Raw genomic sequence first — 22,978 nt, 5'->3', positions numbered from 1 at the left:
TTATCCCAGCACGGTGGTGATTTCGGTGGTCACGGAGGTCATCAGTTTGTGAATCGGGCACTTCTGCGCGGCGGCCAGCAGCTCGGCGCGCTGTGCTTCGCTCAGATCACCGGTGACGTGCAGCGTGGCGTTCAGACGATAGGTGCCCTGACGCTCCTCGCTGGCGTCGCGCTCCATGCTCACTTCCACGTGCTCCAGCGGGATGTTCTTGCGCTTGGCGTACCACACCACGGTCAGCGCCTTGCAGGCGCTGAGGGCGGCGTCGTACAGGTCGTGCGGCGACGGGCCGGCATCGTTGCCGCCCTCCTCCACCGAACCATCGGCGGAGATGATGTGATTGCGCACATGGACGATATGGCGCATCGGCAGGGATTGATCGCGCAGGGCTTTGATAGTCATTCTGTGTTCCTTTTGAGCGTTGAATCAGAACCCACAATGTACACCGAAAGGCCGGCCTGCGCTTCTGCCAGAAGCCTACGCGCCCACCAGCAGCATCGAAAAATCGGCGCCGGACTGACGCAGCGCTTTCAGGCGAGTGTGCTCCGGATCGTCATACCACGCCTGCGCTTGGGCCGCCGATGGAAACTCGATCACTACCACCGCCTCCGGTTGCGGCGGCGAGCCTTCCAGCGCTTTTGGTGCCGAGCGCGCGACCAGCTTGCCGCCGTGTTTGGCCGTCAGCGCCGGCATGTGGGCGCCGTATTCCTGTTGCCATTCGGTGCTGCGCAGGGTCGCGAAGCCAATTGCGTATGCGGTCATGATGAACTCCTTTGCTGTGTAAGAGACTTCATTATCATCCCGAGCTAATTCGGTATAAATAGGCTAAACTTTGCTTCACCCCTAACCAAAAGTTCTGAATATGAGCGACAAGCTACGCAGCATGGAAGTGTTTTCGGCGGCCGCCACGGCCGGCAGCTTTGCGGCTGCAGCGCAGACGCTGGAGATGTCGGCGGTCATGGTGGGCAAGCACGTGCAGGCACTGGAGCAGCAACTGGGCGCGCGCCTGATCGAACGCAGCACGCGCCGCCAGACGCTGACCGAAATCGGCGCCGCTTATCTGGAACGCTGCCGCGACGTGCTGGCCAGCGTGGCGGCGGCCGATCAGGTGGCCGAGAATCTGCGCGCCGAACCGCAGGGCAGCCTGCGCATCTCCGCGCCTGCCACCTACGGCGAGCAGCGCCTGACGCCAGTGATCGCCGAGTACACGGCGCGCTATCCCAAGGTGCGCATTGATCTGGTGCTGAGCAACCGCGTGGTCGACATGGCCGAGGAAGGCGTCGACGTCACCATCCGTTCCGGCCCGATCGTCGACACCACGCTGATCGCGCGGCCGTTGCAGCCGGGGCGCGTGTTGGCCGCCGCCAGTCCGGCCTACCTGAAAAAGCATGGCACGCCCAAACATCCGGCCGATCTAGCGAAGCACAACTGCCTGGTGTTTGCCGGCGCCAGCACCACCTGGCGCTTCCGGCGCGGCGACGAACAAGTTGACGTGGCCGCGCACGGCGACATGGTCAGCAACACAGGCGCCTCGCTGGTGATCGCGGCCATCGCCGGCATGGGTGTCGTGCTGCAGGCGGATGCGCTGATGGAGCCAGCCATCAAGGCCGGCCAGTTGGTACGGCTGCTGCCAAAATGGGAGCTGCCCTCACGCGCCATGCACATCCTGCGCCGCCCGGAAGCACGGCCCAGCGCCAAAGTCCGCAGCTTCGTCGACTTCGTGCTGGAGCGGCTCGGTTAGCAGCTGCTGGACACCACGGTCGCCGATGGCGGCGTAATGGTGCTGCCGGAAACGCTGGCACCCACGTACAGCGTGTAGCAGTTGAGCGCTGCCGCGGTATTCGCCACGCTGACCGGAATCGCGGCAAATGAATTGATGGGTAGCGCCGGTTGGGTCGGGGTTGCGGTGGCGGAGCCGTAGCGGATAATGTAATCGGTGGTACTCAGGCCAGCCGCCAGCGCCATGCCACCGCCGCTGGCCGGCGACGGATACCCCGACACCAGCGTGATCGCGACGCCTTCATTGGTGATGGTGGTGGCGCCAGGATTGATCAGCGCCTGGCCATGCACCATGGCCGAAGTGGATTCCAGCGCGCCTTTGACCGCCGCCAGTGAAGCGATGCGCGCGTCCTTGCTCAGATCGGAGAATCGCGGCAAGGCGGTCGCCGCCAAAATGCCGAGAATGACGATCACCACGATCAATTCAATCAGCGTGAAGCCAGTTGGTTTCTTCATGGGAGTGAGAGCGTAAATTCAGCTATTCCACTCTAATCCCGTTTCAGCACAGCGCCAATCGGACGCGCCTCGGGCTTGAAATTTGAGGTTAAATTACAACGAGTACAATGCGCGCAAGCGTGATGGAGGACGATGGATGGAAGCGGAACTGTTGGAGGGCTGGCTGCGGGCGCGTTCGATCGCGCGTGGCTTGCCGCAGCCGGTGGCGGATCACGGCGGCCTGCGCGTGGATACGGGACTGCCGCACGAACGGCGGCGCTATGTGTTTGCCGGCCCGGCGCCAGGCATCAGCGAACTGGCGCTGAAGATCAGCGAGCCGCATATCTACATCAAGATGCTGGGACCAGCGCCGCAGTTGCTGGCACAAGTGAATCCAAAATGGACGCTGCAACCAGGCGGCTACTTCATGACCAAGGAACCCGGCCGCACACCGGTGCCATCGCTGCCGCCGGGTTACCGGCTGCAAGTGATCACCGAACTCCCGCTCACCACCGCGCGCATCCTGGCGGAAGATGATACCGTGGCCGCCAGCGGCTACGCCGCCGAATACGAGGGTGTGTTTGTGTTCGACCGCATCGCCACCGCGCCCGCGCATCAACACCAGGGGTTGGGTGCGGCCATCATGGCGGCACTGGGCGGCGCCCAGCAATCGCAGACCGCGCAGCGCGTGCTTGTGGCCACCGAAGCGGGACGCTCGCTGTACACCACCATCGGCTGGCGCGTGCGCTCGCCCTATTCCACAGTCGCGATCAAACCACTTTCTTGACGAACTCCGTCTTCAGGCTCATGGCGCCGAAGCCGTCGATCTTGCAGTCGATATCGTGATCGGCATCCACCAGGCGGATGTTCTTCACCTTGGTGCCCACCTTGACCACGCCACCGCCGCCCTTCAGCTTCAGATCCTTGATGACGGTGACGGTATCGCCATCCTGCAGCAGGTTGCCGACCGCGTCGCGGTACTCGCGCGCGCCATCATCCGCTTCAGCCGCGGCGCCGGCGGTCCACTCGTGCGCGCACTCCGGGCACACCAGCTGCGCGCCATCTTCATAGGTATATTCGGAACTGCATTTGGGGCATGGTGGCAAAGCGCTCATAGGGAATCCTGACTTTTCAAAGCCCGGCAGTATACCTCATGCCAGCTTGCGGGCGATGCGGAAGCCGACGATGTCATTCGCCAGCACCGCCGAAAAACCATTACGCACCGCCGAACGCAGATAACGCGGGTTGTACAGCCACGAGCCGCCGCGCAGTACGCGCCGCACCGCATCGCCTCCCTCTTCCCATGCGCTGCCGTCAACCGGCGCGCCGACGTAGTTATCGTGCACCACGTCCTGCGTCCATTCCCACACGTTGCCGTGCATGTCGAACACGCCCCACGGATTCGGCTGATAGGCGCCGACCTTGCTGGTGCCTTGCAGGTAAGCGCCGCGCGGGCCGCCGTTGTAGGTATAGTGGCCGTCGTAGTTGGCCTGCTCAGGGCTGATGGTGTCGCCAAAACTGAACGCGGTTTTGGTGCCGGCACGACAGGCGTACTCCCACTCCGCTTCGGTCGGCAGGCGATAAACCTGGCCGGTCTTTTCGTTCAGCCAGCGCAGGTACTGCTGCACGTCCATCCAGCTGACGCCCACCACCGGATGCTCGTCGGTCTGCTTGAAACCGGGTTCGCGCCAATCAGTATCCGACTGCGACTCCCAACCGGTATCCTTGACGAAGCGACGCCATTGCCCCACCGTCACCGGGAAGCGGCCCATCGCGAACGAATGCTCGATGCCGACCCAGCGCTGCGGCAGCTCGCGCTCCAGCCAGTTCTTTTGCGCGCCGGCCTTGATGGCCAACGCCTGCTCATGTTCGTGAGAGCCCATCTGGAAGCGGCCGGTCGGAATCAGCACCAGGTCGGGGCCGACGCCGCTGCCGTCCAGGAAGCGGTCGCGCAGCACGCCGTTGGCATCCGCCACCGGGCTGGTAGGCGTCGGGATCATCGCTTTCAGCTCGGCCGCGTGACGCTCCGCCTGCTGCTTGCGATGACGCTCCTGCTCCTGGCGGTACGCCAATTCCGCCTTCACCTGCGCCGCCTTGCGCTGCTGCTCCTCACGCTCCTCGCGGGCTTTCTTCGCATCGGCCTCGCGCCGTGCCTGCAACTGATCGCGCAACACCTGCTTGCGCGCTTGCGCGGCCACTTCCGCCTCGGCGCGCTGCTTGGCTTCCAGCAGGCGGCGCTGCTGCTCCTGACGCGCTTTTTCCGCTGCCGCAGCCTGCATCTCGGCCTGACGCCGCGCCACCAGTTCGGCCACCTGCGCCTTGCGCTGCTCCTCCGCCGCGCGCGCCTGCTCGGCCTGCGCCGCCATTTCCTTCTGACGCTGCTGCTCGCGCGCCGCCTGTTCGCGCGCGGCTTGCGCGGCCTGCGCCGCCAGCTCTTCCTCGCTCGGGCCGGCGGCGCGGCGCAACTGCGACAACAGCTCATTCACCGATGCCGGACGACGCTCCTGCAAGTACGCAAAGCCGTCCTGCAGCACCTTCCACTGCCGTTCGTTCAAACCACGCGGCGACGATGGATGGAAGTCGGCAGGCCGCATATCGTCAAACGGCATGCGGCCTTCCAGCAGTTGATAGATCATCACCGCCACCGCGTACACATCCAACCTCGGCGCCGGCTGGCGTTGATGCGTGCCCGCTTCCGGCGCGCGGTAGCCGGCGGTGCCGGCGTTCGGCGTCTGCAAACCAAGGCTGCTGCCGGCACTGCGCGCGCGCGAAGCGATGCCGAAGTCCAGTAGTTTGATTTCGCCGCGCTGGGTCAGGAACACATTGCCCGGCTTAATGTCGCGGTGAACCAGCTTGTGCTTGTCCCACGCGTATTGCAGCGCCTCGCCCACCGGCTCCAGCAGCTTGTACACGGCATCCAGCGACAGCGTGCCCTGCTCGGCCAGATAGGCATCCAGATCCTGCCCTTCCAGATACTCCATGATGATGAAGTAGCTGGACGTGGCCGGGTCCTGCGCCCATTCGTACACCCGCACGATATTCTCATGCGCCAGCTTGCGCGCCTGCGTGGCTTCCTCGATCAGCAGTTTGGCATGGGTGGCGCTCTGGGTCAGTTGCGGCGGCAGGATCTTCAGCGCCACCTGGTCGCTGTGGCCGAGTTCCGCATGCGTGGCGAGGTCGGTCGCCAGCCACACCTGGCCCATACCACCCATGCCGATCAGGCGCTCCAGCCGATAACGGCGATTCTGCGGCCCGATCTCCTGCCCGGTCATCAAGCCCAGCTCCGTGCCCTGACGCGGCGGCAGAACCACAGGCGTGGCGCTGCCTCCCGGTGGCGCGTACTCCGCATCCAGGATGGCGTTCTTGCGACGGTCGAACTCTTGGAGACTCAATAAACCGTCATCATGTAAGGCCCGCAGTTCGCGGATCTTGTCTCTTGCTGTTTGCATCATTACTCGATAGGTTACCGTCCCCTAAACCAGGGGCGCGCCGCATTCGGCGCAAAACTTGTCATGCTCGCGGCCGGGCGGCACCACGTGGCCATGGACGCAGCGGCGCACAGCGGCCGGCGCATGGTGATGATGCACCGGTGCGCCGGCTTGCGCCACGCCGACGCCCAACTGGCTCTGCGTGGTCAGCGCACTGGCGCTGGCGGTGTTCTGGATATTCAACAGGTCGAGCTGGTGGCGGCGGTCCTTGTCCAGTTCCGCGTCGCGGTGCGCGCGTTCTTCCTGCACGCGTTCATAGGCCATGCGCGCCGCTTCCACCGGCGTGATGCCATGTTCGGCGGCCACCACCTGCGACAATGCCTGGATCTGGTCGGCCGTCATGCCGCCCTGGATCTGCATCTTCATGATCTGCGTGACCGCTTCCACGTTGGACGGCGCGGCCACGGCGGCCAACGCAAGGTCGCTCAGGCGGCCCATGGTTTCCATGCGGCGGATTTCATGATCCTGCTGCGATTGCTGGGTGCTGAAAGCGGCGGCGCGCTCCTGCTCGAACTTGCGAAGCTCGTGCTGCCAGGCCGCTTCCTGCTCGCGCTGTTTGAGGATTAGACGCTGTTCGTCGACCGCCAGTTGATCCAGCATCGCCTGTTTGGTGTTGGCCTGGTTCTGCCGCGCATGGATGCCGTCCGCCTCGATGGTGCGCAGCAGTTTTTCGTACTGCGCCACGGCGTCGGCCTCGGCGCCGGTGCGCTTGAGGTCTTCGATTTTCTGGTTAATCTCCGCCACCTGCACCGCATTCGACGCGTCCTTGACGGCGTCTTCGCGCAGCAGGTCGCGCTGGCGTGCCAGTGCCAGTTGGTCTTCCCACTCCTGCACCCGCTCGGCCTCGCGGCGGCGCGCCGCATTCGCCATGGTCAGTCCCTGAATGCGGGCGGCGTGGGCCTCGGCTTCGATTTGCAGCTCGCGCGCTTTTTCATCTTTTTCGCACTGGCGCAATGCCGCGAGTTCGCTGCGGCGATGCGATTCGTCCTCGATCTGCAATGCCTGGGCGATCTGGTTTTCGATCGCCTGCTGACGCAGTTGATGCGACAAGCGCTGTTGCGCCAACTGACGCTGTTCGACGGCGCTCTGCTGCAGCACTTCCAATTCTGTCCGCATGCGGATCTGCGCCAGATGCCGTACGTGCTCCCAATCCGCCTGATCGCCCTGGCGATGCGCCTTGTTGCGCGCCAGTTCATGTTCCAGGTCCGCCAGCACAGTGCCTGCGCCCTTGTCGACGGCCACTTTACGGGTCTTGGAATCCATCACGCGGCTGTACAGCTCCACCTCGCGCGCGCGCAGCGCCTGCACGCGCTCGGACTCTTTCAGCGTCAGTTCGGCCTTGTTGATGCTGGCGTCCTGGCGCAGTTCGGCGCGGCGGAAGTCGGAATGCATCTTCTGTTCTTCGCGCCAGATGGCTTGCCATTCTTCTTCGTTGTAGATCTGGTCCAGCTGTTTGACGTGCTCCAGCTGGACGTGTCGCTCGTCGGCCACCAGCCACAGGGTGCCGATGCGTTCGCGGTTGTGGTCGAATTTGTCGTGGCGCAGCGCGGCGGTTTCCACACCATCCACCGCCAGGCCATAGCTGGCGAGGCGCAGTTTGAGCGCGGCTTGCAGGCGTTCGTTCAGTTGCAGGCGCAGGTCGGGATTGCCGGCCATCTCACGCATCGAGCGGCTGCCGACGAATTCGGCCGCCAACTGGCGCACCGACGGCTCCAGCAACTCGTGCAGATGCAGCGTGCCGACCACGCCGGGCACGGTCATGAAGTGCTGGGCGAAAGCGGCGACGTTTTCAATGCGGATGCCGATCGTGAAGCGGGCCGATATCTTCAGGTGTTCGGCGGTGTGCAGGTCGCTGAACGAGAACTCGACCGGCAGCGGCAAGGTGCGGGTGATCAGGATTTCGGCGTGCTGATTGCGCAGCAGATGATTCAGGCGGGTGAAGAAGCCTTCGATTTCGTATTCGCCCTGCGGCACTTCGGTGGCTTTGTCGGCCTGCAGGATATAGGCGCGGGTGGTGGCCGGCACGCGCAGTGTCTTGGTGAAGATGCCGGACAGCGTGCTGACGCCGAAGTAGACCGCCAGTTCGTTATCGCCGGCGATCCAGCGGTTGTCGCGCAGGACCGGTTCGCTGCGCGGCGCGCCCAGCGTCAGGCCGCAGTGCTTGCAGTAGCCCGACTGGTCGTCGTTTTTGTGCTCGCACCGCGGGCATTTAACGCCGCCAAAACCAAACATTTGGAACATGTCAGACTCCTTCTACGATTCATCTTCCGGGCCGTCCTGCGATCTGCGGATTTTAGCAGGACGCGCCCGATTTGCTTCTTGCGCACGGTTCAAATCATGCCGATCCGGTCGATGCAGGCCAGGCTGGCGCCCTTTTGACGCAGTCCGGCGGCAAATCCGGGCGGCAGGTGTTCTTGCCAATCCTTGGGCAGCAGCACGCGGTCGCCCTGGCCGGCCTGGCTTAATATTAATTCAAGTTTGGGTTCGCGGCCATCTACCGTGTCGACGCGGCCGGCATGCCAGGCGCTGGAACAACCGGTGGCGATGATGCGGCCGCGTGGCACGAACTCGCGGCCGCGCGCAAGGCGGTCGGCCATCACCAGCGCCAATTGGTAGGAGCCGCCCTGAAAGCGTGGCTGGCCAAAGCGGACCACGCTGCGCCAGCGGCCTAGTCCTTTGCCGTCGAAGTGGCGGGCGGCGACCAGAGTCTGGCGGATTTCCTGTTGGGCGGCGAGGTCGAGGCCGGGGGCGGCGATGCTGTCTTCTTCGGCTGTCGCCGGGGCTTGCAGCGGGAAGACGCTGACTTCGAGCCAGCCCAGGGTGTCGTTGATGCCGCCGCTGTGTAGCGGGAACCAGGCGCGCACGGTGGAGACGGCCGCCGACGGATCGGCGTGGCCGCTCAGCGCGCCCAGATGGGTGATGTGTACAGTCTCTCCCTCGCCTGCGATCGCGCCGCCCCGCGCAGAAACGGCCGCTGCGGCCGACGCAGGCCGGGCGACGGGTGGTGAGGCGGCTGCCGCAGGGCCGGAGGCAGATGTCGCGGCGGTGGTGACGGCTGCCGCGACGGTGCTGTGCAACGTGCCGTTGACGCGGCCCAGGTGCCATGTGTCGGAGCCGCCGGTGGCGGTGAGTTGGCGGCCCGGCGCGGCAGGCGGCAAGCCGCGCACCATGCGGTCGGCCAGGACGGCGGCCAGTTCCCAATCGCGCTCGTTGGCGGACGGGGTGAGGTCCATGCTGAGCACAACCTGATCGCGCGTGTCGAGACGCGCTTCGGTGTGGCGCGCCAGGCGGACGATGTGCTGCATGTGTTCAGCGATGGCCGGCGCGTTAGGCACGGTGCATTTGACGTCGGCGCGGTTGGCGCGCGGCCGGCGGCTGGCGGTGATGGTCAGCGTGCGGCCATCTGCCAGGATGCTGCGGCATTCGACATTGGTGGGAACGGCGCTGGTGGAGATGCTGGTCATGGCGCGGGTTCCGTGTGCGGTAGATGGGCGGCGCGGCGCAATGCCAGGCCGGTTTCGAGGTTGGTGCAGATGCGGTCTGCTTCGTCCAGCAGGGATGGCCATTGTAGTTGGCCTGCGCGCTGAAGGCGGGCTAGCAGGGACCAGGCTTCGTCCAGCGCGGTTTGGGCGATCTGGGTTTGCGCGCTGCGGCGGGTCTGGTCTGCGACGGACAGTGGCTGGTCCGGCGCGGCCCAGGCCAAGGATGGCATGGTGTTGACGTTCAGCGCGGCCATGCCGAGGCGGAGCAGCACGGATTGATGTTGCTGGAAGACTGGCAGGCCAGCGGGGAGCGTCAGCAGCCGCAGTTCGCCGCTGAGGGATGGCAGCTCAAGGAACAGCCGCCGCAACGCCCGCGCATCCCGTTCGGCGACGGATGCCGGCGACGTGACCGGAGCGGCATCGGCCTCGCGCCCCCAAACCACGCCCGACGTCGCATCGACGTGCAGCGGTGCCTCATCAAGCGTAGGCTCCACACGCGCACTCGCAGCCTGCGAATTCGGGCCATGCTCCACAGAGCTGGCCGACGCAGCGGCGACCAGCGGCGCGGCGGCTTGGGCCAGGCGAGCGGCTTCGGCGGCTTGCTGGGCACGGGTTTGGAGGATGGTGGCGTAGTCGGTCTGCTCGCCCAGATCGACCGGCACGCAGTCGTCCACCGTCACACCATAGCGCGTGTACATCAGCTGATTCAAGCCGGCCCGAAACGCATGCCACTCTTCCAGCGTGGTACACGGCGGCAGTTCCAGCGTCCCTTGCGCCAGCTCCGCCTGCAACGCCATCTGCGCCGCCAGGCCAAAATCCTCCAGCGTCAGCCGCCCCGCCGTCTCGCTGAACAAGTACAAATCAAAGCGCTGCTGCGACACGCGTGGATTGGCCGCATCCACCACAAACCGCAAGCGCAAGCCCCACTCCGGCGCGGCCGCAAACGGCACCAGATCCACCGTGTACGGCCCGGCATGAAAGCAAAACACCACCTCCCCCGGCTCACAAGCCACCTTACCCGCCGCAACCCGGCGCGCATGACCGCCAGCGTTAAACACCACCACCGTGCTGCCGGCAGGCGCGACCTCCCCCGCATCGAGCCGCAGCGCGATCAGCGTCGAGCCCAGGCCCTCGGTATCGACGGCCTGCTTGCGGCGGCGGCTGAATAATCCCATCATCTACGGCGCCACCGGTTCAACGGCGAAGCCGGCTCCATACAGTTGAAAATGCGAGCCCGGCCCGACCGCAAACGGCCAGACACGCTCACACTCGCCATCCGCGTCGAGACGGCCTTGCAGCACAATCGCGCCACCGCCGTCGATTACCCGCAACAGCGGCTGCTCGCGCAGCAGACGCGCGGCAAACGGCGCCTCCGCCGACAAGGCCAGAATCACCTGCCAACCGCCATCCTGCGGCAGAAAGTGCAAAGTCCAGCAGCCGTCGTCCGTCACCAGCGCCTCCAGCTCGGTGGCGGTGGAGGCCGCGCGCAGCATGCCACGGCTGCCGGTCCATACCGGATCATTGGCCGCCGCCACTGGCACCTGTGCAGCCGCATGGTGCTGCAGCGACAACTGACGGAAGCGGCGCAAGGTCAGCGGCGATGCCGCCAACGCCTGCCGTTCATTGGGCGTCAATGGCCGCGTGCCGTCCAGCGCCGCCAGCAGCGTCGCATCGGCCAACATCAAACGGTCATCCTGTGCAGGCCGCGACAGCAGCACGCGCTCGCGCAACCGCGCATCCAGATCATCTTGTGCTGAGTTCAACTCGTTCTCCTGCATACAGTTTGTCTATTGCTTCATTGCGCCGCTTGCGCAGCGTCGGCATCGAAATCTGATCCAGCGCCGCCAGTTGCTGCAAGGTCGGCAGCTCGCCGGTGGCCGGGTCCAGCCAGGCGTCCGGATAGGTATCATCCGCCGCGCCCAGCAGCTTATGGTAGACCGCCAATCGAATCGGCAGCGATTCATCGCACAATATGCGCATCGTCCAGCTGCCGGCATCCTGCGCAGTCCTTGCCATTTCCAGATAGCGGAGGGGCAGGGAAAGCGCGTCGGCGCGAGCCTGTTCGGCCGCCAGCTCGGCCTCGCTTAGCACCGGGCCGGCGTCGGCCGGCGACAGGCCGTCATCGTCCGCCTCATCGGCATGCTCATCTTCCGGTGGCGGCAGGATGCAGTCCTCGTCCTGCGCCAGGCCGTCGGCCTCGGCCTGCTCGGACTCACCCAGCACGCGCCAGTAGTCTTCCAGCCACAATGCCGCCTCACCGGCCTCGCCCTGCCATTCCTCGCTGCGGTCCATATTGGCGGACAATTCCTCGTAGTCGCCTATCTCTGTCAACAGCGCCGCGATCTTGTCCGGACTGTTTTTCAAACTGGCGAAGCGCTTGGAGCGGGTATGCAGCGGACCAGGCGAACCGCCGAACCGCTCCAGCGTCTCGCTCCAACGGATGATCCACTCGGCCCGGCAACCGCTGATGGAGCGTATCTGCCTCACCTCGATCGGCGTGCCTGCCATCGGCCGGCCCAATATCGCCGCCACTTGCGCGGCATGCTGTTCCCATGCCACGAACAAATCGGAGATGGCGCGATAGGCCGTATCCAGCATGCGATAGGTGTAGATTTTATTCGGCGAGCATTCGCGGCCGGTGGCGACGATGTAGTTATCCGCATCCACCTTGTCGCGCAAAGTGGCATACATATCGTTGACCTTCTTGCGCAGCGCGCCCTCGGCGGTGGGATCGAGCCAGAACGCGCCATTGCGCGCATGTTCGCTGGCCATGGCCGCGGCAAAGCCGGCCCAGTAAGCCGGCTGCGCCTGCAGCTCATACAACAGCGCCAGTGACAATTCGTACACGCTCTCGCCGTAGCTATTGCCCTCGGCCTCGCCGCGCGCGGTGCGGGCGCTGGCGCGCAGCGACGCGGCTACCGCATCGGTATAGGCATCCAGCAGCGACGCATGCTGCTGCGGGTCGAGCACCTGGTGCATTTCAATCTGCCTAAATGCCTGCAAAGAGCAGGCACCGAGCAGCTTGCGCACCTGTTCCCAGCCATGTTCCTGATAGCGGGTTCCTGGCAAACGCATAAAGTCCTGTAAGTGGTGGGTGGTTCAACATGCTTTTCCCAAGGATGCCATAAACCGCCCCACCCCATTAGCGTGTTTACAAGCCTATTTCCCCTTCTGTTCACCGTTCTGCGAGGCCAGCGTGGACAGGATGGCGGCGATCACCGGCGCCGCGTGCTCGCCGCCGGTGGCGTCCGAGTGGCTGACGAAGGCCGCCATCGCCAGCCGGTGGGTCTGACCGGGCAGCGCGCCAGCCTCCAGCCAGCCGGTGAACCAGACCGTGGCCGTGTCCTCGCCGGTCGGCGCGGTGCCGGTTTTGCCATACAGGGCTGGACGGACTTTGGTCAGCGCGGCGCCACGGAAGGCGCCGGCGCCGGTGCCCACATCGACCACGCCTTTCATGCCGGCCTTGATGCGATCCAGGCGGATACCCAGCGGCGGTGCGGACTGCGTGCTGCTGGTAGTGCGGTCCAGCGTCAGCATCAGGCGCGGGCTGACCACTCGGCCCTGCCCCACCGCCGCCGAGGCCAGCGCCATTTGCAGCGGTGTGGTCTGCATGCGCAGGCCGATCGTCATCTGACGCAGTTCGTGGCGGGTGTGGATCGGGTCCATATGGGCCGGCGTGGCTTGCAGCGCGTCCCAGGCGCGCCAGTTGAAATCGGCCGGCAGCAGGCCGCCATCCAGGCGCAGCGCCTGTTCGAAGCCGAGACGGTGCGCGGCGGCGACGATGGGGCGGACCGCGTCCAGCGCGTCGGCATCCAGCGCCTGCAGGTCGGGGGCGCCGCCGTCCGGACGGCCGAACAGGCTGCGGTCACTCATCTCGCCGGACCAGGCGAACCAGGTATTCAGGCTGTAGGTCAGCGCTTGCGCCAGTCCGAGCCTGCCCTCTTGGGCGCGACGGTCCAGGCTTTGCTCGCGGTAGTTGGTGATATGAGCCAGGCGTGGATTGAGCGGATAGCTGGCGGCATCGGTCTGGAAGCCGTAGCCGCGCTGCGCGGCCAGGCGGTTGATGGCCGGTAGCGGCATGCCGCCCAACAGCGCGTCGATTTGCGGATCGTTTTGCGCGGCCAGTTCCAACCCCAGCGCGCTCACTACTTTGAAGGTGGAGCCGGGACTCTGATGAGCGCCGCCGTCATGTTGGAAGGCCGGCAGCCGCAGCGGGCTGCGCGCGGGACTGGTGCGGTCGAAGTCGCGCACTTCGGGCCAGTTGGCGGCGCTGATGTCGCCGGTGCCCGCGCCGGCGGCGGCCAGGATGTCGCCGGTTTCGGTGTCGAGGATGACCAGGCCGGCGTGACGGCCCTCAGGTATGGCCTGGCCGCCGACGCAGCGGCCATCGTCCCAATGGCCGCGTTTCATGGCGACGCAATCCAGTACGTGCTGGCTGAGCGCCTGCAGCGGCAGGTCCAGCGTCAGCGTGGCGTTGATGCTGCCTGCGGGCGCTGGCAAGCGCGCCAGCATGCCGGCGATGCTGTTGGCGTGGTCCGGCGTGATGCCTAGCAGCGGCGCCAGGCCGGCATCGATGGCGGCGTCGCTGGGCGCACCGTCGGACCACAGCATGGTGCCATTGCGGTCTTGCAGGCGCACTGCCGATGGCGCGACAGCGCGGGCGATGGTGTTGTCGCTCTGCGCCAGCGGTTGCCAGATCAGCTTTCCGCCGGCGATGCGCAGGTGGCGGTATTTCTGGTCTTCCGGGGTGTTGAAGTCGAGCGGCTGCACATCCAGCTGGATGCTGCGGGCGCCGGCTTGCAGTGTCAGTGTGATTTGCTGGACGTCGCCAGAGCTGGCGCAGGCGCGGCCGCTGCAGGCCGGGGCGTATTGCGCACCGGCGCCGCTGATGCCGCTGCCGACATGACCGGCCACCATCAACTGCAGCACTTCGCCACCGATGGCGGCATGGGCGAGGTTGAGTGTCAGGTGAACGTTGGGACGTGCACCATTGCCCTCGCCGGCCTGCGGCCAGCGAGCGACGCGGGTCCATGCTTGCCAGCCCTGCGGCAGCGCGGCGAACAGGCGCGAGGCGGCGACCGGCATCTGGCTGGTGGTGGCGATCATCACCGGGGCGTTGCGGCCGCTGGTGGTGGCGTTCCATTCCAGCGCCAGGCCGGCCGGGGTCTTGATGCGCCATGCCAGCAGGCGGCGTTCGCTGTTGTAGATGTCGATCTGCTGGCGGACGTAAGCGCCGTCGGCCTGGTAGTAGAGGCGCTTGAAGAGTTTTTGCGTGGCGGCGCCGGGCTGGATCTGCTGCCAGTCGTTGAGTTCCGCAGCGCGTTCGGTGGCGCCGGCGGCTTGCCATTGCGGCAGGTCGCGTGGCGCGAGTTCGATGGTGCCGGCGCGGGTGAGGCGGATCAGGCCTTGGGTTTGCAGGGCTTCGAACAGGGATTGGTCTTCCAGTTCGGCGCTGGCGGCGGCGGGGACTTGGTAGCTGCCGGGCGCGAGGTAGGCGCTGATGGCGCGGCCGCGCGCGGGGAAGGCGGTGACCAATGCGCTGACAGGCTGGGTTGCCGCGCCAGCCGGGCGATACATCTGCACCAGCAGTTCGCCGGCCTGCGGGCACATGGCGTTGTTGCGGCGTTCGATGCGCAGTGCGCTGGCGTCGCCCCACAGCAGCCAGCCTTGCTGGCGCAGCGCGACCTGGCCGCTGGCGCCCTGCTCTATTTGGCCGAAGCTGGCGTCACTGATCCAACGTGCTTGTCCCTGTTTGTTATGCCAGCTCAGTTGCAGTGGTTCGCTGAGCGGGTCGTTAAAGTCGGCGCGGGCGCTGCCTTCGATCTGCACTTCGGGCATGGCGTTGGTGCCGCTGTCGCGGTCTGCCACCAGCAGCACGTTGCGTAGTGAGATCTGGAGGTTGGCTTGTTCGTTGTGGGCCACCCAGCGTTTGACATCGTCGAAGCGGTAGCCGAGGCGCAGCGGCAGCAGGCGCGGATCGGTGGGGCTGCGCATCTGGCTGCACAGGTCTATGCGTACCGGCGGCGCGGCTTGCAGACCGGCGGCGATCAGCAGGGCACCGGCCGGCTGCAAACTGGTGCTGATGCCAGGCTGCCCGGGAACGGTGAATGCGGCACCGGGCAATACGGATTGGTAGGCATTGGCGGCACGGATGTTGGCGGCGGATTGCGGCGTGCTGGCGGTGGCGGCGGCCAGGTGGCGCGCATGGCCGGCAATCAGCGCGCCGCCGCCGAGCGTGACGCACAAAGCGGCCAACAACAGCCAGACGAAACGCACCGGGCTGCGATCGGCGGCGCGCGCCGGGCCGGAGGCGTCGGATGGCCCGTTGCCGAAAGCGTGGCCACGCGTGTCGCGCACGGCGCCCGTTGGCGAACGGCCGGGCTGGCCGCCAATGCCGGGCGCGGTGCTGGCTGGTGCGGGGCCGGAGCGGTCGCGCTGGGCGGTGGACGCTTGGTTAGGTGCGGCCGGGCGCGATGAAACGAGCGTCATGCCGCGCTGGCCGGCGCGCAGATTGGCCTGGCGCCGACGGGCGCGGCGGCGCTCGGCCCAGGCTTGCAGGATGGTGGTGACAAATCGCGGCATACGCCCCTCGCAGTGATGATCGCTCTGGCCGTCCTTAGCCGGGGGACCGGGAAAAATCAGGCTCCCGTCGCGCCAAAATGCATTTCGGGCCGTCCAAAATGCGGCTCGTCGCAATCCCGTCGCGGCTTGCGGGGCTTGGAGATACAGTGACTACATCGAAGCTCAAATCAACCACCGAAGGAGAAACAAAATGAACGTCCTGAAAAACTTTGAAGCCGTATTCGTCGTCACCGTCGCCCTGGCTTGCAGCGCCGCTTACTCGCTGGACCGCGCCCCGGTAGACACCACCACGGCCGCCGCCATGCCTACCGTCGTAGTCAGCGCCAAACGCCTGACGGCTGAACAGAAACTGCAATCGCTGCGTGAAGAACGCGCCACCGCGCTGGCCGCAGGCAGCAGCAAAGAGGCCGCGATTTGAACGCGCACCACAGCTTCGCCTGTCCGCACGGCCGCCACCACCGCGCCGCTGCGTGACAGACGAAGCACCTCCCTTCTCTCTCCCTTCCGTACGCCAGCGCACACAGCTCTCTCTCAGCTTTGTGTCATATGTAAAAAGTTGCATCATTCGCAGCCGAGCCTTACGCCGTTTGATAGAGTGGATTCATGCGCAGGATTAGCGCAACTGAATCAACGGAGGACTCCATCATGCTCAAGCCCCTATTCGCCACCGCCATGCTCGCACTGAGCGGCGCTGCTTTTATACCGTCGATCGCCTCCGCGCAGGTCGGCGTCAGCATCGTGATCGGCAACGCGCCGCCACCACTACGTTTTGAAAGCGTGCCCGCACCGCGTCGCGGTTATGTGTGGGCGCCGGGTTACTGGAACTGGGACGGCCATCGCCACGTCTGGTATGCCGGCCACTGGGAACAGGAGCGTATCGGCAGCCACTGGCGTCCCGCCGAATGGGTACGCGATGGCGGCGGCTGGCGTTTGATGCCGGCCGGCTGGGTGGTGGTCGACAATGGCCCGAGCTACATCAGCGTCGCGCCGCCGCCACCGCGTTATGAGGTGGTTCCTCCGCCGCGCGCCGGTTATCTCTGGTCGCCGGGTTATTGGGACTGGCGCGGCAACCGCCACGTTTGGGTAGGCGGCAACTGGATCGCTTCGCGGCCGGGTTATGTGTATTCGCAGCCGCGCTGGGAGCAGCGTGACGGCCACTGGTATCGCCAGGAGGCGCGCTGGGACCGTGGTCCGAACGGCGACCGCGATCACGATGGCATCCCCAATCGCTACGACCGTCACGACAACCGCGCCGATAATCGCGGCCGGGGTGACCGCGACCATGACGGCGTGCCCAATCGCCACGACCGCGATCGCGATGGCGACGGCGTGCCAAACAGGTATGATCGTCATCCCGATAACGGACGTCGTGATTAATGGATTCTTTAGAGTTTGAAATGCTGGCCACGGCCGCCTACAAGGGCGAGCGCGTGGCCGCGCGTCGTTTGGCGACGCGCATGCGGTTAAGTGAGCAGCAGGCATTGCTGCAGGTGTTGACGCTGGCCGCCGGGGCACTGGGGTTGGCGCATTTGCTGGCGGAGCGGGAGCAGTCAAGGCAGCGCGATGAGGAACGACGGCTGGCGCGGCAGGCGGTCAGTGCGCACAAGCTGGCGGCGCGCAAGGCCGCATTGCAGCCGGCTGGCGGCTGGCGCGGCTGGTTCGATGGCTCGGCGCATCCGAATCCGGGAGCGATCGGGATAGGCGCGCTGCTGTGCGGGCCGGATGGTCAGCAGGTGGAGATCAGCCGTCGCGCAGGGCATGGCAACAGCAGTGAAGCAGAATATCTGGCGCTGACGGCGTTGCTGGAGGCGGCGCGGTTGGCCGGGGCGACTGGACTCACTGTGTATGGCGATAGCCAGGTGGTCGTCAATGATGTGAATCTGGGAGCGGCGCGTGGCGCTAAGGGATTAGAGGAGTATCGCGCGCGGGTGGCGGAGCTGATCGCTGCGCTGGGCGGCGTGCAGCTGCGTTGGGTGCCGCGCCACCGCAATGGCGACGCGGACCGCTTGTCGCAACAGGCCATCGCCGGCGGCTGAAGCGCCATTCCTGTCATTCCCGCGAAAGCGGGAATCCATGCGGCGCCACCGAGCACGTGGCCTATGGGTTCCCGCTTTCGCGGGAACGACGTGCTAGGCGCTGCGGGCGATGCGCAGGGTTGGGCGTTCCGACGACGCGGTACGCGTGGCGCTGCCGCTGCTGCTGCCGCGCGGTGCGAATGCCGTCACACTGTCACTCACCTTGAACACACTGACCGCCTGCGCCAGCGCCGCCGCCTGATGCTGCATCGATTCCGCCGCAGCCGCAGCCTGCTCAACCAACGCCGCGTTCTGCTGCGTCACCGCGTCCATCGAGCCGATCGCCTGATTCACTTCGTTGATGCCGGCGCTTTGCTCGCTGCTGGCGGCGGTAATCTCCGAAATCATGTCGCTGACTTTATGCACGCTGGCGACAATTTCATCCATCGTGGTGCCGGCATCGGCCACCAGCTTGCTGCCCTGATTGACCTTGTCCACCGAATCACCAATCAGCGCCTTGATTTCCTTGGCCGCCGACGCCGAACGCTGCGCCAGATTGCGCACTTCCGACGCCACCACCGCAAAGCCGCGTCCCTGCTCGCCGGCGCGCGCCGCTTCCACCGCCGCGTTCAAGGCCAGGATATTGGTCTGGAACGCAATCCCGTCAATCACCGCAATGATGTCGACGATTTTGCTGGACGACTGGTTGATCGAATCCATGGTGCCCACCACCTGCGCCACCACTTCGCCGCCCTTGACCGCCACCTGCGCCGCATTGGCCGCCAGCTGATTGGCCTGGCGCGCGTTGTCCGCATTGTGCTTCACGGTCGAAGTCAGTTCCTCCATCGACGACGCGGTCTCCTCCAGCGCGCCGGCTTGCTGCTCGGTGCGGCGCGACAGATCCTGATTGCCCTGTGCAATTTCGGTGGACGAGGTGGTGATGTGATCGGTACCCGAACGCACTTCGGTAACGATGCCCAGCAGGCTGGCGTTCATCTCCTTCAACGCCGACAGCAGTTGGCCGGTTTCATCCTTGGCGCTGTCGTCGATATGGCCGGTCAGATCGCCGCTGGCGACGCGACGCGCCGCCGCCACCGCTTCCTGCAGCGGACGCACGATGCCACTGGTCAGCAGCCAGGCGGAGGTAACGCCAAACGCCAGCACCAGCGCGGCCAGCACAAACAGCAGCTGACGGCTGCTGGAAGCGATGTCTTCGATATGCGCGGCGGCGGCGTCAATCTTCGCGCGCTGCATTTTCAGCAGCTCAACGATCAATTCCTGATACTTGGCCGTGCCGGGACGGAAAACGTTTTCAAAAATCTTGTTAGCTTCATCCAGGTCGCCTGCGGTCTTCAGCTTGGCAATCTGGTCGCGCGACGACAGGTAGACTTTGCGTTGCTCGCCGATGCGGACGAACAAATCCTTCTCGTCGGCGTCGCTGATCAGGGTTTCAATTTTCTTTTGCAGCTCGGACGAAGCGGCCGACGAGGCTTTGGATTCCTCTGCAAAATAAGCGCCCAGCGAGGCATCGCTGCTGCGCGCGATCGCGGTGGTGCGGCGGATGCCGCTGTCGATCTTGCCGGACCAGTCGGAGATCATGCGCTCCTTGGCCAGCGGCACCTGCATCATTTCACTGGTGGCCGAAGCCACGCCTTGCAGGCGCCATACGCTGATGCCGGTAATCAGCATCGCAAACGCCAAAATGATCGTAAAACCCAGGGCCAGGCGTTTTCCGATACTGATATTCGCCAACATATTCATTCTTGCACCTACCTCTCACAGTAAACTCAAAAATATCGACCTACCAGTATCGGGCCTCGCCCGGTCCGGTTTAGGCAGCCAGCGCGGTGGTTTCGATCAAGCCCATGTCGGCACTCGACATCAGCTTGTCGATATCGACCAGAATCAGCATGCGCTCTTCGATGGTGCCGAGGCCGACGATGTGGTCGGTATTCATGGCCGCGCCGATTTCCGGCGCCGGCTTGATCTGCTCCGGGCTCAGCGTGGTGACGTCAGACACGCGATCCACCACCATGCCCACCACGCGGTGGCCGATGTTGAGGATGATGACCACGGTGAACTGGTCGTAGCTCGGCGTGCCCAGCTTGAACTTGATGCGCATATCAACGATCGGCACGATCAGGCCGCGCAGGTTGATCACACCCTTGACAAACTCCGGCGCGTTGGCGATCCGGGTTGGGGTTTCATAGCTGCGGATTTCGCTGACTTTTTGAATATCGATGCCGTATTCTTCCTGGCCCAGGGTAAAGGCCAGATACTCGCCAGCCTTGGAGCCGACCGACAGTTCGGTAACGTTGGACATGTGTTTTCCTTCAGTACTAAATTGACTTGGCGTAATGTTACCCCAAGTCAAGTTCAATCGCACCAAATAAATGCGTTACAGCAATAAATAAACTTATGACAATTTCCACATTGCTGTTTGCGCTATTTTTTCCTCTGCACAAGCCTGCGTCGACGCTGTATGATGCGTAGCAAATCGGCATCGCACAGGGAGAACGATGAATAGCTTGCTTACCAGCTGGCACCCACGCCTGGTGGCCCTGGCCAACGCGGCCTCGGGCATGGATGGCGCCCACGACACCAATCATTTGCACCGCGTCTGGCGCAACGCCAGTCTGCTGCTGGACGATTACCCCGAAGCCGATGCCCTGGTCGTACTGGCCGGCTGTTATCTGCATGACCTGGTCAACCTGCCGAAAGACGATCCGGAACGCCATCTGGCGTCACGCAAGGCGGCGCTGCTGGCCAGCCGCCAGTTGGCCGAGCTGGACTTCCCGCCGAACAAGCTGGCCGCCGTCGCGCACGCCATCGAAAGCCACAGTTTTTCCGCCGGCATCCGCGCCGAAACCATCGAAGCGCGCATCGTGCAGGACGCCGACCGGCTGGACGCGCTGGGCGCGGTCGGCCTGGCGCGACTGTTTTACACCGCCGGCCGCATGAATTCGGCGCTGGCGCACCCGGACGATCCGATGGCGCTGCACCGCGATCTCAACGACAAAGCCTATGCGCTCGACCACATCGACACCAAGCTGGCCACCCTGCCCGGCAAGATGCAGACCAGCTCCGGCCGTCGTCTGGCCGAAACCCGGCTCAAAGAGCTGATCGCTTTCCGCGACACCTTCATCGCCGAATGGGCCGCCAGCCCGGCCACGCCATGACCGCAGCGGCAGCGCCGGCGCGACCGGGGAATCTGAACTTCGTTCTGATCTGCGTTTTCATCGACATGTTGGGCATCGGCCTGATCGTGCCGGTGCTGCCGGTGCTGGTGGGCGAATTCGCCGGCACCCGCGAAAGCCAGGCTTACTGGTACGGCATGATGAGCGCCGTATTCGGCCTGATGCAATTTCTGTTCATGCCGATGCTGGGCGCCATCAGCGACCGCGTCGGCCGCCGCCCGGTGCTGCTGTATTCGATGGCCGGCATGTGCATCAATTTCCTCAGCACGGCGTGGGCACCGAATCTGGCCTGTCTGTTCATCGGCCGCGTGATCGGCGGCATGTCGTCGGCCAGCATGTCGGTGGCGTCGGCCTATGCGTCCGATATCTCGACGCCGGAAAACCGCGCCAAAAGTTTCGGCAAGGTCGGCGCCGCGTTCGGCCTGGGCTTCATCTGCGGGCCGATGCTGGGCGGGCTGCTGGGCGGGGTCGACCTGCACCTGCCGTTTTATGTGGCTGGCGCGCTATCGGCCGCCAACTTCGTCTACGGTTACTTCGCGGTGCCGGAATCGCTGGCGCCGGGAGCGCGCGCGCCGTTCACGCTGGCGCGTATCAATCCGCTGTCGGCGCTGGCCAAGCTGGCGCGCCGCACCGACATTCGCGGCCTGCTGCTGACCTTCACGCTGGCCACGCTGGCGCAGATGATGCTGCAAACCACCTGGGTGCTGTACACCACTTTCCGTTTCAACTGGAGCACCGGCCAGAATGGCGCCGCGCTGTTCTGCGTCGGCCTGACGGCGGCGGTGGTGCAAGCCGGCTTGCTGGGCGTACTGATCAAGCGTTTCGGTGAAGTGCGGCTGTCGCTGCTGGGCCTGATCTCGGGCGGCATCACCTACCTGCTGTACGGCCTGGCCACGCATGGCTGGATGATGTATGTGCTCATTCTTTGCAATGTGCTGTCGTTTGCCATCGGCCCGGCCCTGCAAAGCATTGTTTCCAAAAACACGCCACCGGGCGAGCAAGGCGAGTTGATGGGATCGCTGCAATCGATCAGCAGCGTCGGCGTGATTTTCATGCCGCTGCTGGGCTCGGCCATTCTCGGTGAGGTCAGCCATCTGGCGTCCAGCGACTGGCGGGTCGGCAGCACTTTCTATCTGTGCGCGGCCATGCAGGCGGTGGCGATCGTGGTGGCGCGGCGCTACTTCCGCCAGCACGAGGTGCCGGCATGAAGCTGCTGGCGGCAGCCCTGGTCGCGCTGGCGGCACATGGCGCCGCGCAGGCTGGCTGCTCGCGCGATATCTCGGTGCCGGTGTCGTCCAACGGCGCCAGCGTCATCACCGACGGCGCTGAAGTGCGCGGCATTTACCCGGACGTGTTGCGCAGCCTGACGCCGCGCACCGGGTGCCATTTCGTATTCAGCGTGGTGCCGCGCGCGCGTCAGATGGCGATGTTCAACGCCGGCAAGGTCGATGTGCTGGTGCCGGCCTCGCGCACGCCGGAGCGCGACCGCATTGGTACCTTCATCCCGATGATTAACCATCGCGCCATGCTGATTTCGGTGAACAGCGGCCGCGCGCCCATCACCAGCGCGCAGGATCTGCTGGCGCGGCGCGATTTGCGGGTGGCGGTGGTGCGCGGTTTCGATTACGGCAACCACTATGCAACGCTGATCGACGAGCTGCAGAAACAGGGCCGTTTATTTGTCGAGGTGGATGTGATCGCGGTGGCGCGGCTGCTCAATTCCGGCTCGGCCGACCTCACCATCATGGGACCGACGCTGATGGCCGGCGCCATCCGCCGCGAACCGCGCGTGCACGGCTTGCAGGAGAAGCTGAAAGCGGAAGCCATTCCCGAGCTGCCGTGGAGCATGACCGGCGCCTACATCGCCAACACGCTGGCGCCGGAAGACCACGCGCTGCTGCGCGAGGCGCTGGAAAAGGCCGGCAAATCCAATCAGATCATGGAAGGCTATCTACAGTACTTCCGCGCGGACGTGCTGACCGACAGCGTCCGTCCGCGCTAAA

Annotated in this window: 21 protein-coding genes; 8 read left to right on the top strand and 13 right to left on the bottom strand. The window is 65.1% G+C overall.

Annotated elements, in window-relative coordinates:
* On the bottom strand, positions 1-399 hold the full coding sequence (locus tag GJ699_RS02145; RefSeq protein ID WP_154372628.1) for an OsmC family protein: 399 nt from the start codon (positions 397-399) through the stop codon (positions 1-3).
* A 75-nt stretch (positions 400-474) separates the two neighbouring features.
* The gene (locus GJ699_RS02140) at positions 475-759 is read right to left on the bottom strand and encodes a DUF1330 domain-containing protein (RefSeq protein ID WP_154372627.1); all 285 of its coding nucleotides are present in this window, start codon (positions 757-759) and stop codon (positions 475-477) included.
* Positions 760-859: 100 nt separating this feature from the next.
* Between GJ699_RS02140 and GJ699_RS02135 the strand changes: the two genes are divergently transcribed.
* Complete coding sequence (locus GJ699_RS02135) at positions 860-1,738, top strand: LysR substrate-binding domain-containing protein (protein ID WP_154372626.1); 879 nt, start codon at positions 860-862, stop codon at positions 1,736-1,738.
* Here the strand turns inward: GJ699_RS02135 and GJ699_RS35105 are convergent.
* Positions 1,735-2,232, bottom strand: a complete 498-nt coding sequence (locus GJ699_RS35105) for a type II secretion system protein (protein WP_154372625.1) — start codon at positions 2,230-2,232, stop codon at positions 1,735-1,737. The genes GJ699_RS02135 and GJ699_RS35105 overlap by 4 nt on opposite strands.
* 136 nt (positions 2,233-2,368) lie before the next feature.
* On the opposite strand from GJ699_RS35105, the gene GJ699_RS02125 reads away from it, so the two are divergent.
* Positions 2,369-2,998 (top strand): GNAT family N-acetyltransferase, encoded by a 630-nt coding sequence (locus GJ699_RS02125; protein WP_154372624.1) that lies wholly within the window; start codon positions 2,369-2,371, stop codon positions 2,996-2,998.
* Here GJ699_RS02125 and GJ699_RS02120 read toward each other — a convergent pair.
* From GJ699_RS02120 to GJ699_RS02085, 8 genes are all read right to left on the bottom strand, one after another.
* The gene (locus GJ699_RS02120) at positions 2,982-3,326 is read right to left on the bottom strand and encodes a zinc ribbon domain-containing protein YjdM (protein ID WP_154372623.1); all 345 of its coding nucleotides are present in this window, start codon (positions 3,324-3,326) and stop codon (positions 2,982-2,984) included. The genes GJ699_RS02125 and GJ699_RS02120 overlap by 17 nt on opposite strands.
* A gap of 36 nt (positions 3,327-3,362) precedes the next feature.
* Positions 3,363-5,663 (bottom strand): SUMF1/EgtB/PvdO family nonheme iron enzyme, encoded by a 2,301-nt coding sequence (locus tag GJ699_RS02115; RefSeq protein ID WP_154372622.1) that lies wholly within the window; start codon positions 5,661-5,663, stop codon positions 3,363-3,365.
* Positions 5,664-5,684: 21 nt separating this feature from the next.
* On the bottom strand, positions 5,685-7,940 hold the full coding sequence (locus GJ699_RS02110) for a hypothetical protein (RefSeq protein WP_154372621.1): 2,256 nt from the start codon (positions 7,938-7,940) through the stop codon (positions 5,685-5,687).
* 89 nt (positions 7,941-8,029) lie between these two features.
* Complete coding sequence (locus GJ699_RS02105) at positions 8,030-9,163, bottom strand: hypothetical protein (RefSeq protein ID WP_154372620.1); 1,134 nt, start codon at positions 9,161-9,163, stop codon at positions 8,030-8,032.
* Entirely contained in the window at positions 9,160-10,359 is a 1,200-nt protein-coding gene (locus GJ699_RS02100) for a hypothetical protein (RefSeq protein ID WP_308495497.1), read from the bottom strand. Before GJ699_RS02100 ends, GJ699_RS02105 begins: the two co-directional genes overlap by 4 nt.
* The gene (locus GJ699_RS02095; protein ID WP_308495496.1) at positions 10,360-10,944 is read right to left on the bottom strand and encodes a hypothetical protein; all 585 of its coding nucleotides are present in this window, start codon (positions 10,942-10,944) and stop codon (positions 10,360-10,362) included.
* Positions 10,925-12,256, bottom strand: coding sequence for a hypothetical protein (locus GJ699_RS02090; protein ID WP_154372618.1), 1,332 nt, complete (start codon positions 12,254-12,256; stop codon positions 10,925-10,927). Before GJ699_RS02090 ends, GJ699_RS02095 begins: the two co-directional genes overlap by 20 nt.
* Before the next feature lie 84 nt (positions 12,257-12,340).
* Positions 12,341-15,763: a penicillin-binding transpeptidase domain-containing protein gene (locus tag GJ699_RS02085; protein WP_154372617.1), complete on the bottom strand. Its 3,423-nt coding sequence runs from the start codon at positions 15,761-15,763 to the stop codon at positions 12,341-12,343.
* Positions 15,764-15,953: 190 nt separating this feature from the next.
* On the opposite strand from GJ699_RS02085, the gene GJ699_RS02080 reads away from it, so the two are divergent.
* From GJ699_RS02080 to GJ699_RS02065, 3 genes are all read left to right on the top strand, one after another.
* Complete coding sequence (locus GJ699_RS02080; RefSeq protein ID WP_154372615.1) at positions 15,954-16,181, top strand: hypothetical protein; 228 nt, start codon at positions 15,954-15,956, stop codon at positions 16,179-16,181.
* A 227-nt stretch (positions 16,182-16,408) separates the two neighbouring features.
* Positions 16,409-17,140, top strand: a complete 732-nt coding sequence (locus tag GJ699_RS35240) for a YXWGXW repeat-containing protein (RefSeq protein WP_371867430.1) — start codon at positions 16,409-16,411, stop codon at positions 17,138-17,140.
* Complete coding sequence (locus GJ699_RS02065; RefSeq protein WP_154372613.1) at positions 17,140-17,799, top strand: ribonuclease HI family protein; 660 nt, start codon at positions 17,140-17,142, stop codon at positions 17,797-17,799. Before GJ699_RS35240 ends, GJ699_RS02065 begins: the two co-directional genes overlap by 1 nt.
* A gap of 93 nt (positions 17,800-17,892) precedes the next feature.
* Here GJ699_RS02065 and GJ699_RS02060 read toward each other — a convergent pair whose 3' ends face one another.
* Entirely contained in the window at positions 17,893-19,539 is a 1,647-nt protein-coding gene (locus GJ699_RS02060) for a methyl-accepting chemotaxis protein (RefSeq protein WP_154372611.1), read from the bottom strand.
* Positions 19,540-19,609: 70 nt separating this feature from the next.
* Positions 19,610-20,101, bottom strand: coding sequence for a chemotaxis protein CheW (locus GJ699_RS02055; protein WP_154372609.1), 492 nt, complete (start codon positions 20,099-20,101; stop codon positions 19,610-19,612).
* A gap of 196 nt (positions 20,102-20,297) precedes the next feature.
* Here GJ699_RS02055 and GJ699_RS02050 point away from each other — a divergent pair, with 196 nt between their 5' ends.
* The 3 genes from GJ699_RS02050 to GJ699_RS02040 are packed head-to-tail and all read left to right on the top strand — an operon-like array spanning position 20,298 to position 22,977.
* Positions 20,298-20,957 (top strand): HD domain-containing protein, encoded by a 660-nt coding sequence (locus GJ699_RS02050; RefSeq protein ID WP_154372607.1) that lies wholly within the window; start codon positions 20,298-20,300, stop codon positions 20,955-20,957.
* Positions 20,954-22,183: an MFS transporter gene (locus GJ699_RS02045; RefSeq protein WP_154372605.1), complete on the top strand. Its 1,230-nt coding sequence runs from the start codon at positions 20,954-20,956 to the stop codon at positions 22,181-22,183. The genes GJ699_RS02050 and GJ699_RS02045 overlap by 4 nt, the downstream gene beginning before the upstream one ends.
* Complete coding sequence (locus tag GJ699_RS02040) at positions 22,180-22,977, top strand: substrate-binding periplasmic protein (protein ID WP_154372603.1); 798 nt, start codon at positions 22,180-22,182, stop codon at positions 22,975-22,977. The genes GJ699_RS02045 and GJ699_RS02040 overlap by 4 nt, the downstream gene beginning before the upstream one ends.
* Position 22,978: the final 1 nt, after the last annotated feature.

The sequence above is a fragment of the Duganella guangzhouensis genome (assembly GCF_009674535.1).
Classification (GTDB): domain Bacteria; phylum Pseudomonadota; class Gammaproteobacteria; order Burkholderiales; family Burkholderiaceae_D; genus Rugamonas; species Rugamonas guangzhouensis.
The sequence above is the reverse complement of the archived record's forward strand: the minus strand, read 5'-3'. Positions and strand labels throughout refer to the sequence as shown.